General features: G+C 57.6%; 10 protein-coding genes. 5 read left to right on the top strand and 5 right to left on the bottom strand.

Going from position 1 to position 16,002, the window contains the following annotated elements; all coding sequences use genetic code 11:
* Together VG146_18810 and VG146_18815 are read left to right on the top strand one after the other, a co-directional pair.
* The coding region (locus VG146_18810; protein ID HEV2394406.1) for a sulfatase-like hydrolase/transferase at positions 1 to 1,650 on the top strand (1,650 nt) is incomplete at its 5' end.
* A 145-nt stretch (positions 1,651 to 1,795) separates the two neighbouring features.
* Complete coding sequence (locus VG146_18815; protein HEV2394407.1) at positions 1,796 to 3,886, top strand: phospholipase C, phosphocholine-specific; 2,091 nt, start codon at positions 1,796 to 1,798, stop codon at positions 3,884 to 3,886.
* Positions 3,887 to 3,913: 27 nt separating this feature from the next.
* On the opposite strand, the gene VG146_18820 is transcribed toward VG146_18815, so the two are convergent.
* A complete protein-coding gene (locus VG146_18820) occupies positions 3,914 to 4,903 on the bottom strand; it encodes a glycosyltransferase (protein HEV2394408.1) in 990 nt (329 codons plus the stop codon).
* A gap of 279 nt (positions 4,904 to 5,182) precedes the next feature.
* Here VG146_18820 and VG146_18825 point away from each other — a divergent pair, with 279 nt between their 5' ends.
* Positions 5,183 to 5,992, top strand: coding sequence for a glycosyltransferase family 2 protein (locus VG146_18825; protein ID HEV2394409.1), 810 nt, complete (start codon positions 5,183 to 5,185; stop codon positions 5,990 to 5,992).
* Positions 5,993 to 5,997: 5 nt separating this feature from the next.
* Positions 5,998 to 6,996 (top strand): glycosyltransferase family 2 protein, encoded by a 999-nt coding sequence (locus tag VG146_18830; protein HEV2394410.1) that lies wholly within the window; start codon positions 5,998 to 6,000, stop codon positions 6,994 to 6,996.
* A gap of 25 nt (positions 6,997 to 7,021) precedes the next feature.
* Here VG146_18830 and VG146_18835 read toward each other — a convergent pair whose 3' ends face one another.
* Positions 7,022 to 9,847 carry an immunoglobulin domain-containing protein gene (locus tag VG146_18835; GenBank protein ID HEV2394411.1) on the bottom strand — a complete coding sequence of 942 codons (2,826 nt, stop codon included), beginning with the start codon at positions 9,845 to 9,847 and terminating at the stop codon, positions 7,022 to 7,024.
* Positions 9,848 to 10,140: 293 nt separating this feature from the next.
* Between VG146_18835 and VG146_18840 the strand changes: the two genes are divergently transcribed.
* Positions 10,141 to 11,721 (top strand): glycosyltransferase family 39 protein, encoded by a 1,581-nt coding sequence (locus tag VG146_18840; protein ID HEV2394412.1) that lies wholly within the window; start codon positions 10,141 to 10,143, stop codon positions 11,719 to 11,721.
* Between the two features lie 15 nt (positions 11,722 to 11,736).
* Here the strand turns inward: VG146_18840 and VG146_18845 are convergent, their stop codons facing one another.
* The 3 genes from VG146_18845 to VG146_18855 form a co-directional block, all read right to left on the bottom strand.
* Complete coding sequence (locus VG146_18845) at positions 11,737 to 13,314, bottom strand: O-antigen ligase family protein (protein ID HEV2394413.1); 1,578 nt, start codon at positions 13,312 to 13,314, stop codon at positions 11,737 to 11,739.
* Positions 13,315 to 13,823: 509 nt separating this feature from the next.
* Entirely contained in the window at positions 13,824 to 15,008 is a 1,185-nt protein-coding gene (locus VG146_18850) for a glycosyltransferase (protein ID HEV2394414.1), read from the bottom strand.
* Positions 15,009 to 15,139: 131 nt separating this feature from the next.
* A partial coding sequence (locus VG146_18855) for a hypothetical protein (protein ID HEV2394415.1) occupies positions 15,140 to 16,002 on the bottom strand: 863 nt, incomplete at its 5' end.

Here is a 16,002-nt window from a genome sequence, read left to right on the forward strand (position 1 = left end):
CCGCCGCATTTATGCGCTGAAAAAAAGGGGGGCTGGGGCGTGAGTGAACCGCGGGCGGACTCTCCCTCGTCAAGGCCGGGCTCTGTCCGTGACGTGGCCGAAAATCCCTTCGCTCATAAAATCAGGGATGCCCTGCTCGCCCTTTCAATCGCCAATCTCTGTTTCATAAGCGCTTGGGCTCCTTTGCTGTACTCAGGAAGCCAGGGATACTATAATAAACTGCGCGTCGCGCCGGTCACGCTTCTGGCCCTGGTTGCAAACCTGGCCTGGCTGAGTCTGGCGGTGTGGGTGATACTGCGCGCGAGCAGGCGCTCTCATAGTCGCTGGCTAGCCCTCTTGTCTCTATTTGTTTTCCTGGCATCGCTGGCGTTGCCGCTGGATTATTGCCGGTTGTATGTGGTTGGGATTCGAGGCGACCATATTGTGGCCGCTTTGAAAAAGCCCCTGGTAGCCAGTTTGGTGGTGGCGGTGTGCGGCATAGGACTTTGGCAATACCGGTTGGCTGTCCTGGTGTCACAATTTCTGGCCACTATCCTTTCACCACTGGCGCTGCTGAACCTGGCTCGTGTGGCATTCCTATGCCTCGGGATTCAGCACCTATCCCCGGCTGGCCCGGACCCCGTTTTGCCAGCGCCTTGCCCTGTCAAAGCGGGAGCGCCGCGGGTTGCGTGGATCATCTTCGATGAAGCCGATCAACGGATTGCTTTCGAGGAGCGCCCCGCCCAATTGCGCCTGCCTGAATTTGACCGGCTATCGAGGGAATCCCTTTTCGCGACCAACGCCTTCCCGCCCGCCGGTTCGACCTTGGTTTCTATGCCGGCCCTCATTTCGGGGCGCCCGATATCAGCAGCCGCGCTGAAGGACTCCTGCGAACTCAACGTGACCCTTGCGGAGTCCGGAACGGTCACTGGTTGGAGCAAGTTGCCCTCGGTGTTTTCTGCCGCCCACGAACTCGGAGTCAATACCGCACTCGTGGGGTGGTATCATCCTTATAACCGAATCCTCGGGTCCGCTTTGAACTTTTGCTCTTTTTACCCTTTCCCGAGATACGACCTGGCACGCGCTCCTACATTCGGGAAGGCAATGGCCGGCCAGGTGCTCTGCTGCCTTTACAAGCGTTATTATTATCAAAGCCGCTTTGAGACCCTCTGCCGCGATTCCCTGGCCGACTCGGTTTCATTGGTCACCAACAATCTTTACGGCCTTCTTCTCTTGCATCTCGCCCCTCCGCACCACCCGGGCGTGTATAATCCCAAAACGGGCCAATACACAATTGCCTTTATGAACGTGGCCACGGGGTATTTTAACAATTTTGCTCTGGCTGATCGCTTTTTGGGAACGCTGCGCCAGGCGATGGACACCTCAGGCCAATCCACAAACACCTGGCTGCTGGTCAGCGCCGACCATTTTTGGCGCGAAACCGACCTTTACGATCACCGGCATAGTTTTCGCGTGCCGTTTCTGCTCAAAGGACCCGGCGCCGACCAGCCCATGACGTACTCGCCCCGGTTCAACACGCTCCTCACTCATGACCTGATTCTGGCCATTCTTCGCAAAGAAATTACAAACCAGCCCAGCGCCTCCGAGTGGCTGGATGCGCACCGGTCGGCGTTTTCGGTCCCCACCACCTACGTCCACCAGGTGGAATAAAAGTCTAAGAATCGCTCGGATGGTCGAACATTGCCTCGTCGCAATCCTCCCAGCTATAAGCACGATTTCCTCAATGGCTATGGCACATTAGAATTTGACTTCCTATCTCGGTTCAGTGTATGCTTCCTTCCGTTCCCTGATTCGTGTGAACCACATCGACTGCTTTGCCGGTCGTATAAAAAGGACAGCGGCCTTATCCTTTATCCTGATTGCATTTGCGCTGAACGGGCTCGCGGCAACCGGCACAATTCAAGATGTTCAGCATGTGGTGATCCTGATCCTGGAAAACCGCTCCTTCGACCATTACTTGGGCAGCCTCAGCGCTGTTCGCGGCTTCGGCGACCCGAACGCGTTGATTCTCGATAACGGATCGCCAGACCTTTTCCAGCCCGAGAGCAACAGCTTTGTGCTGCCCTTCCCAGCCCCGAGCCGGTGTCTGGTCGATGTCTATCATGACTGGAGCACCTCACATCAGGCCTGGAATTGGGGCAAATGGGATCAGTGGATTCCCGCAAAAGGAACAACGGCCATGGCTTATTACACAAGAGCCGACTTGCCATTTCTTTACGCCCTGGCTGACGCCTATACCGTTTGCGATGCCTACTATTGTTCCGTTCTCGGGCCGACCAACCCCAATCGGCTCTACTCCATCTCCGGGACGATTGATCCGAACGGCACCGGCGGCGGCCCGGTGCTTGGGAACCTCGTGCCGACCAACGGTTTCACCTGGACCACCTATCCTGAAGGATTGCAGGCGGCAGGTGTCACTTGGAAGTCTTATCAACAAAGTTCTGATTACATACCCGTGAATCCTCTGACGTGGTTTGCGCAATACAAAAACGCCCAGCCCGGCAATCCCCTTTATGACCGCGGCATTGCTTTGGTTCCAGACGTTGTTGCCGCCTTCCAGTCTGATATCACCAATGGCACTCTCCCACAGGTTTCCTGGATTATTCCCCGCTGGAGCGCTTCGGAGCACCCGTTTCTCGCTGCCGGCAACGCCGCGTTCTTTATTGAACAACTCCTTAACGCCCTTACCTCCACTCCGGCAGTTTACAATTCGACTGTGTTCGTGATCACCTATGACGAGAACGGGGGGTTCTTCGATCACGTTCCGCCGCCCGTACCACCAACTGGCACTCCAGACGAGTTTGCCCATGGCCTGCCCATCGGGTTGGGAGCCCGAGTCCCAATGATTCTGGTTTCGCCCTGGACGCGCGGCGGGTATGTGTGCTCGCAGGTGTTCGATCACACCTCGATTCTGCGCTTTCTGGAGACCTGGACCGGTGTGCAAGAGCCCAACATCAGCCCTTGGCGCCGCCAGGTGTGCGGCGATCTGACTTCGGCTTTTGATTTTCTTCATCCTGTAACGGATGTGCCCATCCTGCCGGACCCCCTGCCGATAAACTGCACAAATGGAATAACCCCGGTGCCGCCGTCACCTCAAACCCTTCCCGTGCAGGAAGCCGGCACACGCCCGGCCAGGCCCTTGCCCTATGCGCCGGATGCCTCGCTATTCGTTGATTGTTCCGGGCAGCGGGTCGGAATCACCATGACCAACGCCGGCACCGCCTCCGTCCATCTGGCCATTTATGCAAATGCATTCCGCGCCGACGGGCCTTGGCAATATGATATTCTGCCCAGCAGCTCGCTGACGGATTACTTCGCAGTGACCAATGCGCAGGCTGCCTACGACCTCTCTTGCTACGGCCCCGCCGGATTCCTCCGCCACTTCGTTGGAAACCTGAATACTAATTGCAATGGAATTGATGTCCTTTTCAGTCTCGATTCCATCGCCGGCGGAGTCCGCGCCGCACTTCAGAATTATACCCTTTCGCCGGTGAGCTTCACCCTCACCAACGCGGCCCAACCGGGCGTTTGCTGCACTGACTCCGTTCCGGCGGGCATGTTGCTCAGCAGCTTATTTTTCCCTGTTACCAACGCGAGCGGCTTTTATGACCTGAACGCGACCGCCAGTTCCGACACGAATTTTCTGCGCAGCTTTTCAGGCCAACTGGATATGACCCAGCCGGCCCTGGCCGCGACCCTCTCGACTACAAATCTGCTACTGACATATCCCGTCTGGGCATCGAGCAGCTTCGTGGTGGAATGCACAACAAATCTGGCCCAAGGCCCCTGGACCCAGCTCGCAACTTCCCCGGATTCCATCACCAACGGCGCTCTTATCACCCTGCCATTGGGAAGCCCATCGATGTACTTCCGTTTTCGGCAGTAGGCGCCGCACCCCCTCATCCCTCATCCCTCATCCTTCATCCCTCATCCTTTCCTTCAGCGCCCCCGCCACCCCTCCCGGCTTGCCACGCACCGCCCCATGCCACAACGCCAGCCCGGCATCTCTGAGGCTTGTTCCATTCACGCCGAAGGTCCGCATGAAACGTAAATAATTCTCCGGCAAATGGCGGATGGAACGCCGCCCATGAGCCAATCGAGTGCACAGGTACGACAGGTTCTGCAGCATCAGGCAAAACCGCAGGTAATGGGCCCCGCCCAAGGCATCGCCGCCCGACGAAGCAGGTGGCAAATGACGGCACGTCGCTGCCGGCACAAGCACACCCGTATGCCGACGAGTTATGCGTAAGCTGTATTCCAGGTCCTCCGCGCACAGCCAGAAATCGTCTCGCGGGCAGCCGCACTCGCGCACTGCCCGGGCCGAAACGGCCATCATCGGCCAGGGCGCCCACGTGAACGGTACCGGCCCCGTTCCACAGCGTTCGTAGTACTCGGCGGGCGTGATACGCGGACGCCGGATGACCTCCCAAGGATGGGCCTCTTGCAGACCAGGCGGCCAGCCAATGAACCCTTCTCGCGTGAGCACCAGCGGCACCGCAACGTCGGCCTCAGCCAATATCATTTCCCGGATCAAAATGTCCAGAGCCCCGGGGCGTGACTCGGCATCATCGTCCAGCATGCAGAAATGCGTCACCCCTTCCTCCTGCAACCCGAGCTTCAGGCCACGCGCCACACCGCCGCCGCAGCCCAGGTTGCCCTCAGGCCGATGATACAGCACAGGAACCGGCGCCTGCTTCGCGGCCCTCTCGGTCTCCTCATCGGAACCGTTATCGACCACAATAACCTTGCGCAACGTCGTGGCACCGGCCAGCGACCCGAGCAAGTTCACCAGCATCTGTGGCCGCCGGTAAGCCGCCACCACGCCGATGACACTCGGAGACTCTGTGCCCACGACTTTAACGATGAGGAGAATGGGGAAAAAAGGAAAGCCCTGATTGAACATCGAAACATCCGACGTCCAATCAGGGCACGTTCTCCGAGACCAGCACCCATCCTAAAGCGCCAGGGACTGGCGCAGTCCAAGCCGCTTCGCGCGGACGGGTACAAGATGGCGCGCAGCGTTTTGGACTGCGGTAGTCCTCTACCGCTTTCTCGTAACCACGCCCTACCCAGGCCCTACTTCCCGCTTGACCCCCCTCCCCCCAGCGCCAATCCTGTGCCCATGATTGGAAACCGGTCTCAAGACCATCTTCCCGCTGTAGTGCCAGCGGTACGTTGATTCATGCGGATCACCGTTGTCACCCCCTCCTATAACCAGGCCCAATACCTGGAAGAAACCATCCAAAGCGTTCTGTCGCAGAATTACCCCGACCTCGAATACATCATCATGGATGGCGGCTCGAAGGACCGCTCCGTCGATGTCATCCGCAAATACGAGAAGCACCTGGCCTTCTGGCGCAGCGAACGGGACGGCGGCCAAACCAATGCCGTCAATGCCGGCTTCGAACGCGCCACCGGCGAGGTGGTCACGTTCCTGAATTCCGACGATTATTTCGACAAAGGCGCGCTGCGCGCCATTGCGGAGAGCTTTTCAAACACCGACGCCGGTGTGGTCTATGGCGATTACACCCTGGTGACCGAGACCGGCAAACCCTTCATCAGGCGCAAGGAAATCCCATTTGATTTCGACATCATGCTCTACGGCGTCAACATCGTGGGACAACCTTCAGCTTTTTTTAAACGAAGCCTGTTGCACGAGCACGGTTTCCTCGACAACAGGCTCCAATACATGATGGACTATGAGTTTTGGCTGCGGCTGGCGACTCGCGGCGTGAAGTTCCATCATATCAAACGGAATCTTTCCTTTTACCGTTATCAGCCGACGAGCAAGACGGTGGCCGAACCAGACAAGCAGGCCAACGAGGTCCGCATCGTGCGGGCGCGCTTCGCCAAAGGCATCAGCAAGGCCGGTATGCGCTGGCGCGGCATCACCACCCGGCTCAAGCGGCAGTGGGTCAAACTCATGTATCGCGGGACAATCGACTATCTGGGCGGGCCGCTCCGTTGGGTCGCCTACCGGGCGCGCCGGTAGCCGATATGCCCGGGCCCAGGCTCAGCTTTCTGCTGGTCAACTTTAACGGCGGCCCTTTGCTTTCGGACGCTCTCGGCTCCATCAGCCGCCAGACCTTCACCGATTACGAGGTCATCGTCATCGACAATGGCTCCATCGACCGCTCGTGGGACATCCCGTTTTTTGGCCGGCCAGGCTGGGTCCTCGAACGCCTCGACCGCAATGCCGGCTTTTCCGAGGCCAACAACCTCGCCTATGCGCGCTCGCGCGGCCCGATTATCGCCCTCATCAACAACGACGTCGTTCTCGACCCGCACTGGGCGGAGAGAATCATTCAGGCCTTTGAAACCCCCCAGGTCGCTGCCGTGGCCTGCCGCCTGGTCCAAACCCGCAACCCAGGTTTCCTGGATTCCGCCGGGTTCGACACCTTTACCTGCTGCACCACCGAAGGCTGGCGCGAACTGCCCGCAGGCTTCTTCGCGGGCAAACGCCATGAACCCTTCGGGCCCGTCGCATCGGCGGCGGCCTACCGGCGCGAAGCCATTGAAAAAGTCGGCCTGTTCCATCCCGAATACTTCGCCTATTACGAAGACACGGACCTGGCGATGCGCCTGGCTTTGTTCGGCTTCCAGTGCCGCTACCTGGACGACGCCATTGCCTACCACCTCGGCTCGGCCACCGGCAAGCAATACAGCAATTTCCATCGCTACCATCTCCGGCGCAATGTCGAGTTCCTTTATTGGGTGAACATGGTCGGAACCCTCGCGTTGGCAAACCTGCCCTCCCATTTCCTTTACGAACTGTTCGCTTTTCTCGGAATGCTTTTCCGGGCGCAAGGCGCGGTGTTCTGGCGGGCCAAGCGTGACGCCCTGAAAATGATCCCCTGGATACGCCGCGAGCGAAAACGCCTGCGCGCGCGCTTGAAGGAGAGCGTCGGCATCTCTCAATCCAAACAAAACCTCGCCGCTGGCCTCAAATCCTTCTGGGACGCCTTTTTCCGAGGAAAGAATATCGGCAAATTTTGAGTCCGCCAAACGAAACTCCAAAAACTCACTGCGTCACCACTCGGTAAAAGGAAAACGGCGCAACACCAGTAGGCCTGACGAACTGCACCTGCCCTGCGGTAACGGTGGAGTTGGTTGCAACGGGTGTCCATGCCGCGAAGTTGGCGGACCACAGCAGGCGATAGGTCCGCCCCGCTTCCGCGTTAAAAGTAATAGTCAGATTGGCTCCCGCCAGGCCGGCCACCAGCAAGGGCGGAGCGGCTCCAGGCGTCACTGTCAATTGCGCTGCGTTGCTGGTGAGCATTCGATATCCATTGGTCACGACGACACTGTAGCTGCCGGCATCGTTGGTGCTCACCGAAGCCAATTTGAAGCTGCTGTCGGTCGCGCCGGCAATGGCCAAGCCTCCGTGCTGCCACTGATAGGCAAACGGCGGAACGCCCGAAACCAGAACACTGAAAGACGCAGGATAACCCGCCTCGACGGTCTGGTCCTTGGGCTGACCCAGGATACTCAAAGCCGAAGAATCAAAAGCCAGGCTCGCCACTGCGCTGTTTGTTGTGCCGGCAAAATTGGAAACGGCGGCGAAATAATTGCCCTGGTCACCCGGAGAAGCATTCGCTATCGAGTACACTGAACCGGTTGCTGCGGATATTGGGGATGAGTCGTGCCACCATTGATAAGAAAGGGCCGGACCATCGGCGGACACAACAAAGTTTGTGGCGGCTCCTGGCGAGATAGCCACGGAGGTGGGCTGCGAAAGGATCAGAGGAGTAGAATCGATGACTAAAGCGGCGCCCTGGCTCGTGGCATTACCGAGGCTGTTGGTCACGTATATCGAGTAAGTCCCGGCGTCGGCAGCTTGAACATTGGTCAAGGAAAGCAGAGTGGTGGTCGCGCGGGCAATGGCCGTCCCATCCTTGCGCCATTGGTAGTAGAGCGGAGCAAGGCCGGAGGCCACGGCGGTAAATATGACGTTGGTTCCCGCGCGAACCCTTTGTCCCTGGGGTTGCGTCACGATGACAGGGGACTGTGGCACAAAATCAGCCTCGAACGCGCCAATATCGGCCGCTGGCCCCTGTGGCCGGGTGACTCCGCGCTGGTCGGTAGGCGGAAAACCCGAGGGGATAGCGTCGCGTGCCGGGCTGCCGACCAGTAAAGGCATCGTCGGTGTGGGGCCGCCATTGTTGCTTAGCGCTCCCAAGAGCGGGTCCGTCTGATTGACGCTGCCCTGGGCAGAAAAGCCAACCGTGCCATCGGAACAAATACTATAGCCTGCATCGGAGACCGCTCCCCAGGCGTCCCCCCCGTTGGCGCTGTAGGCGAGGATCGAGCCCCGAACGGTGGCTGCTCCATTGGTAACCGACAAGCCCCCACCTTCTGAGGGTCCTGGAGGTGAGGACATCAACGTAGCGCCATCGGCCCGGTTGGTGGCGATCGTCACGTTGACCAAGGTTGCGGTCCCCCCGCAGATCAGTATGGCTCCCCCAGCGCCCGCCCCGCCGGGGCCAAAATTTCCTCCCATGCCTCCCGTGGCGCTATTCGCAGCGAGAGTGGAATTGGTGACCAGAAGCGAGCCGGAACTCCACAGCGCGCCGCCTTCCCCTGGAGCGCCCGGAAAGGGATTGTTGCCGGTTTCGCTGGAGGCGCGTCCGCCCAGAGCTGAATTGTTGTCGAATGTGCACCCGTTCACTGTCAGCGCGCTCGTCGAGTAAATCGCGCCACCTTGTCCCGCGCTGGCCGAGATACTTAGGTTTCCCAAGCTTTGGTCCCCCTCGAAAATCGAATCAGAGATTCCCAATTGACCGGCGCTGAATATAGCGCCTCCGCGCCCGGCGCCTGCAGGTTGGTAACGCGCCCCTGCGCCGCCGAGGGCCGAACTGTCTGTGAAGGCGGACAGATCGATGTGAGCTGATGAGTTGCTTGACAAAAACACACATCCCCCCAAGGCCACGCCGCTTCCCAGCCCGCTGGCGATGTCCCCGCTGGCCGAAAACCCTCCCCCTTGGGCGAGATTTCCTGAAAAGGCTGACCCAGAGAGCACAAAGGCCGAGTTCGTCGCATAGATGCCTCCCCCTGCGGCATCCCCGCCCTTGCCGGCAGAGCCGTTCCAGGACAATGGCGCCCCCCCGGTGACGCTGTTCGAGGTCACCATCACATCCTCGAGAGTAGCCGAAGCCCCGTCCGTTAAATACAGAGCGCCTCCAAACGCTTCGCCGCTATTTCCAGGGTAGCCATAGAAACTGTTAACCTGCGAACCCAGCCCGCCAGTGGCGAAATTGTGTGTGATATTGCAGTTGGTAAGGTTGACGACACCGCCTGCGCTGTAAATAGCGGCTCCATAGGCAGCCCCGCCGTTTGTCGTCGTAGTATTGCTATAAATCGTTTCCTCCCCCGCATTTCCGCCGACCACCGCATTATTGCTGAGTGTGCAGCCGGTAAGGGTAAGGGAAGCGCCCAAATTGAGAATCCCAGCGCCGTAGGCATCCTGGCCCGGACTGGGCGGGTCCCCATTCGCGCCGTTGCTGCCGGTCACCTGTCCCCCTGCCAGAGTCAGTCCTTTGATCCAAAACGTTACCCCCGGCATGACCTGAAACAGCCGGACCGCCTGGCCGCCCAAGATCGCCACGTCATAACCACCAGCATCGAGCACTGTGTTTTGGGAGATTGTAATGGTGCTGGTAAGAGTCAGGGTGCCCCCGCAGGCGAAAACCGCAGTCCCGCCGCCGGCCAGTGCCGCTTGGAGGTCGGCCTGTGTGCAGTTGGAGATCGTTCCACCTCCAAAAGCTCCTCGAGCAAATAGCACTCCACCTAAAACCAGAATCGCTGTGGACGGGAAATAACGGCGCGGCATGGATAGACGGATGTTCATGCTTTGGATCCTCTATTGGTCTTAATCATAATCTGTGGACAGAGAATTTCAAGCCAGATTTCTTTATGATCCTCGCAGGAACCCGGGGGAACCCGCACACTGCGAGCTTGCTTCCTAACCCCCTAACCCCAGGCCACGCTAAAAGCGTGCTGGCAAACCAGCCCGGGGTACCTCTCCAGGAAAAAACGCCTCCCGTTAATAATCTTGCGCCCTGGAAGGGCGCAGCTCACTCCAAACAGCCTGCGTGGCCCTCCGTTATTGACGGCTCGGCGCCGATTCCTTTAGCCTAAGATATGAACGAGGCTTTAAGGCAGGCTCAACGGCAACCAGAAGAATCCAAAGCGGCAACGCCTTGGGGGATGGAGGGTTCCAGCTTTCGCATTTTGATAGTCGCTGCATTTATAGCCGGTCTGCTCTTTCGTTTCACCGGCTTATCCAACCCGCCCTTTGATGCTCACAGTTTTCGACAGAGCCAAACGCTGTCCACAATTGATGCGTTCTACTTGCACGGGATCGATATTTTTCATGCGCGAGCTATTTACATGGGTTACCCGGGCACATTCGTTCTGGAATTGCCCGTGTTTCAGGCATTGGCCGCATTGCTTTATCATGTTCTCGGCCCGCACGTGGAGATTGTGCGAATTTTGAACATCATCTTCGGGATGATGACAACTTGGCTCCTTTACCGTGTTATCTGGCATCTCCTGGAGAGACCGACGGCAATCCTCAGCGCCCTGATCTATTGGCTGGCCCCCCTGAATGCTTTCTATCAGCGCTCCACGCTTATAGACCCCTTGGCCGTTTGTTGTGCGATGCTTTCGTTTTACTGCATGGCTCTCCTGCTCAACCCAACCAGTGCAGGTTCGTCCGGGGAAAATGGCCATGCGAGATGGTTGGCGATCCTCGGTTTCGCCATTGGTACCTGGTTCGCCGCTATGATCAAAGCCCTTTACCTTTGGCCTTCGGTTTTGCTCTTTGGGCAGGCAGTCCTGACGCGGCGTTTTAAGATTGACCCACAACTAGTGAAGGTTTTCACGATAATGGCGATATCTGGGCTCTGCTTTCTGGCCTGGAATTATTATGCCAGCCGGGTCAATGCCCGCTCGATCATCACTCGCGGAATAGAGCCCACTGCGCTCCTGGGTGTTTCTTCCCTGCTTGATCCCTCGTTCTATTTCGAGCAGATTGTACGGCGGCCGAGGTGGTGGTTGAGCACTGCCGGGGCTCTATTGTACCCCTTCGGTATCTACGCATTGTGGGCGGAAAGGCGCCCACGCGCCGCCGTTCTGCTTCTTTTAGCCTTGGTGCCACCAACCTACCTGCTGCTCTTTGCCACTATTAATGGCCACGACTATTACCAATTGATAATCACGCCCTTTCTCGCCGTAATTTCGGCGAATGGGCTGAGATGGCTCGCATTGACGATCTTGGGACCGCTCTGCGCCTCCGCGCCCGCTCGACGGCTGATTCTCGAAGGTTCATGCTGGCTCCTGCTCCTTAGCGCAGTTTTGACCTTTGCTTTTTGGTTTCATCATGGCCGGTTGGATGCTCAAACCCTGCACTTTCAGAAACTCTGCGCCGGCAGATTCGAGCCCTGGGCGCCGGCCATGGTTTTTATCTCGGAATCGGTGAATGGGGATAAAGAATCGCGGGATATTCCCCATTATCTCTACGCGGCCAAGCTTTGGGGCACGGGTAAGTCCGTCAGGGATCAGGCCGAAGCACATGCATTTTTCGAGCAGCTTCGTCCTGCCTACAAGGAATTGGAGTATGTTGTGCTTTACGGGACCCAGCTTCCAGATTGGGTGCCTAGCCCGGAGTTCAAGCTCGAGGTTCGCGATCCAGCCGATCGACTTTGGGTTTTTAAAAGATAACTGCGCACGCCTACGCTACGCAGGACCGGGAAGAGGCCTGAAGGGCTGGGGCAATTGCTCCGGGGGCGCTGACTGGATCTTGGCCAACGCAGGTGCGCGCGCAGGCTTGCAGATTCCCCCGTTTAAGGAAAGATTGAGTCCAACAACCCCGGCGAAAGTTGCCACATCAGCATAGAATGAACCATAGATTACAAGGAACAGAAGAATCTTTGCAATGAAATAGGCCAATAAAAACGTATTGACACGCCGTAACGAAACATCGCCGTATCGATAGTTTAAATACATCGCGCGGACTGAAGCACCCAGAAACCAAAGCCAGCCGATAACACCCCAAATCCCAAATGGGATAATCACCGAAAGAGGGCCGCTGTGATAGTCACCCGTCATCATGACACCCTCTTCTGGCGCGGCCATTCCACGGTGCTGAAGCTCCGCCGTCAACTCGAGTTCCTCGCCGTTAATGGCGAGGCCTTTGCCCGCCCAAAAATATGTTGGCACTACTTCCACGGCTGCCTTCCATACCGCCAACCGCCATTCTGTCGAATTGTCGGCCTCATAGACGGCGATCGGGTTCAACCTCAACGGCAGAAAGCTGAGCGTTCGCTGAAAGGAAAGCGGCAGCCTGTTTGCGAAAGGCACCAGCAACGCAAAAGCCAACAGCGCTGCCCCTATCAGCATTGGCGTATATTTCGAGCGGGTAAGCCCCTCGAAATAAAAAACCAGCATCAGGACCCCTCCTAGGAGCAGCAAGGAGGAGCGATAGCCACCAAATAAGCTCAACACGAGGGCTACAAGCAGGAGAAGAAATCGCCAAATCTTAGCCGGACGGAGCATCTCCTGAATCCCATAGCGGGCCAGGAGATAAAGGAAAAACCCAGTGCAGGCAACATTGAAGCTGGAATACCGCGCGACCGTTTCGCCAAAAGATCCGCCGCCGATCAGGGTACCTAAGTCATTTCCGCCCACTGGGAAGATGGCCGCCAGCCAATAAAGCTGCCGCGGGAGGAATGGAATTACCGCACTCAGGAGGTCTTCGAGGGCACCCAGGAAAAACAAACCGACATAGAGAAGGGCGTATCGACGTGGAATCTCTTGAGCTGTCATGGCCAGAAGCCCGGCCAGCCCCGCAAACATCAACCAATAACGCCGACCGCCGTATGTTCCACCGCCAAGAATCCTCATCCCAAAACCACCTGTAAAATGTGCAGTGAGGAAAATCACAACCGCCAAGTAAGCTACTGGCCACATAATGGATGGCACAGAGATGAACCGCATTTCCCTGTCCATCATGCGGTGCACCAGGGCCAGAGTTAAACTGATCGCGGTGGCCGCAAACCAAAGAGGCGGACTTCCAGGCAGAAAGAAGAGAACTGCCGACATGTTCCAGGTCAGGAAGAGCAGCGGATGGTGCCATTTCAGCAAAAGGGGCAAAGAGATAAGCCCCAGAACAGCCCCAATGGGGCCCCAGGTGGACCAGTCGATGTACAACCCCGCGTCGCTGCGAGTCGCGAGCAGGTACCCAAAAACCAAAGCGACGGGAATGATCAGCGCATAAACCAGCAGACTGCGCATTGTGCCCTGAACGTTCGTCATAGGATGAACAAGCTCGCCATTGTGGCTTATTAAACCGGAAAACCGCTTGCCCTGCAACAGGATTTTGGGGTTCCAAACCCAATTCTTTGACTAGGGACTTCACGGATAAATAAAGGGATTTTTGGCCATTTACGGGTGTAATCCATTTGTGCCATTTGCGGTTCAAACTTCTGTCCCGGAGGGACATCTGAGAATAGCCCAACGTTTTAACGTTGGGAACCGGCGCCCAATGCGGGCGCAGTCCCGGAGGGACGGCTGAACAAGGGGGCCTGCCCTACGGGCGATTCGATGACCGTCAATCGTCCGTCGGGGACTCGATCTGTTTTTGGCGCTGAGCCCCAATGCTGAAGCATTGGGCTATTATCGCGCATCCCTCCGGGGATAAAGATCGAACACCTTGCGGGAGGAGGACCTTCCGGGATGAAGATAGAAAATCCCGGGACGAAGACCAACATTTGGGGGCTACCACACGTCTCAACGGGGAAACGTTCGCTTTTGCGACGCCTGCATCACCTCGCCGCGTACCGTCCCAGCACCTCTCGATATGCGCCCACGAACCCATCAGCCATTTTCAGTGGGGAAAGATAGGAACGCATGTTTGCCAGGGTCTCCGCGTTCACGGCACCCTGAGAAAAGAGAGGATGGGACACGGCACGGCGTATCGCCTCCAAAAAGGCATCGAGGTCCCCGACCGGAAAGGTGAGGCCGTTCTTTTCTGGAACGACATAATCGTTGATCCCGCCGACCGCTGAGCCAATCACCGGCACCCCGGCCACCACCGCTTCCTTGACGGCGTTGGGGCTGGTGTCCGCGCGCGTTGGGAACAACAGCATGGTGGTCCGTGCCAGTTCAGCGGCGACTTCAGGCGGGCTCAGGCCTCGGCGCAAATTGACCCGGTCCCATAAAGACTTGGAGGTCGCAGTCTTGATCTGCTCGATGAAGCCTGGAGCCGGCGTTCCAACCATGGTCAACCGGAAATCCAGATCATCCCTAATCTTGTCCAGCGCCCGGAGCAGCAAATCGGTCCCCTTGAGCGGCAGCAACGAGCCGACATAGAGGAATTGAATCGGTTTGGTGATTGGCTGGCGCTGGACGCGATGAAAAACCCAGGCGGGGGCGTGCTCGACCTGGAGCACCTTGAGATGGGGATGATGTTCCCGGATCCAATTCACGCCGAATGTGGATTCGGTCGTAACCACCGAGGCCCGGCGCAGCGCTATACGCTCGATGCGGGCTTCGAGGCGAAACAGCCAGTCGCCTGGGACCTGTTGCTGGTACCATTCCAGCAAGCCTTGCATGGTGACGAGGTACGGGTAATGAAGGCGCGAGGCGACCAGCGCAGCCCCCCGTTCCGTCCCCCACGCATGCACAAGGTTAGGCCGGATTTGCCTCAGACACCGCCTGATCCGAAGCGTCTCCCACCAAAACAAACTAAGGGTCCGCATCCCGCGCGGGATTTTTATGCAGTGAAATGTCACGCCATCCGACTCAAAGCTCATCAAGCGTGGGAATTGCCTGCGAACGGCCAGGACATGTATTTTAAGGTCTGCCCGGCTTTGGAACCCGTCGAGCAAGACACGCTGCCAACTCGACGGATGCAGCGGCGGCAGACCGCGCAGCATTTCCGGCACCTCACTCAACCGCTCGATTGGAAAAGAGGAAATCCAGGCGATTTTCAGGAGGCGGTCAGCCATCCGAAGAGAATAAAACGCGAAGGAGTGGCACACAAGCCCAGCCTGTTGAGAGACCGGAAGCGCTAACTTTCTTACGCAATCTGGGGTTGCTTAGTGGCGCATCGAGAGCACAAACACTGTGAAATCACAGATCAAAAATTAACATCCTTCACCTCGCGATAAAGCTTAAAGTTGAATTGGGGCTGAAAACAGAGCAGGCTTGCAGGCGTCTTGCTCACCGCCATTCCCACAATCCCATCGGGAACGACAAAGCCGGCCTTCGCCAGACTCGGTACAAACCGGTATCGGACCGACTGTTCGCCGTTGCTCCACACATCCACGAATACTGGCGGCGAAGCCCAAAGCAAACGGGTCAACCGCCCCAGCAGGTTCTCTTGCATAACAATTTCACACCAATCTCCGCCCTCAACAGCCAATCGCTCGCCAGCTTGTCCTTCCGATGAAATCTTTTGCCGCTTGAACTCCTGGGTCGCAGTACGCCGCTGCAGTAGCCGATAGCCCTTTTCAAATGCCACCTGCCGGTACCGCTCCGAGATAACCAATCTGCTTAGCGATTCGTCCAAATTCGGTAAACGGTCGTCTAATCGATATTCGCGCGAGACAACAATGAAGCCGGGTGCATGTTCCGATCGATAAAAATCAGCGTTTAAACGGGCAAGGTAAGGGGTGTCGGCAGCATAAGTTTGGAATATCGGCGCCGGTTTGTAGTTGAAACCGTTCAAAATCGCAATGGCCTGCTCAGCCCCCGTAACGTCCACCGTCGAAGAGCCCACCATTGCCTTGATACGGGGCAGTTCATATTCATGCGCGTGATCAGCCCACATCCTCTCCATCCGTGGGAGTTGCAACACGAATCGCGCGTTTTCGAACCCACGATACAGCGGCACGGGCAGCCTGGCCAGCAGACCGCTCCCCAGGCTCAGCCCGAGAATGAACATCAGGACAAGCCGCGGAATCCCAACACCTGCCACCCATGGAAGCGTGATCGCAGTCA

The organism is Verrucomicrobiia bacterium, assembly GCA_035946615.1.
GTDB lineage: Bacteria > Verrucomicrobiota > Verrucomicrobiia > Limisphaerales > UBA8199 > DASYZB01.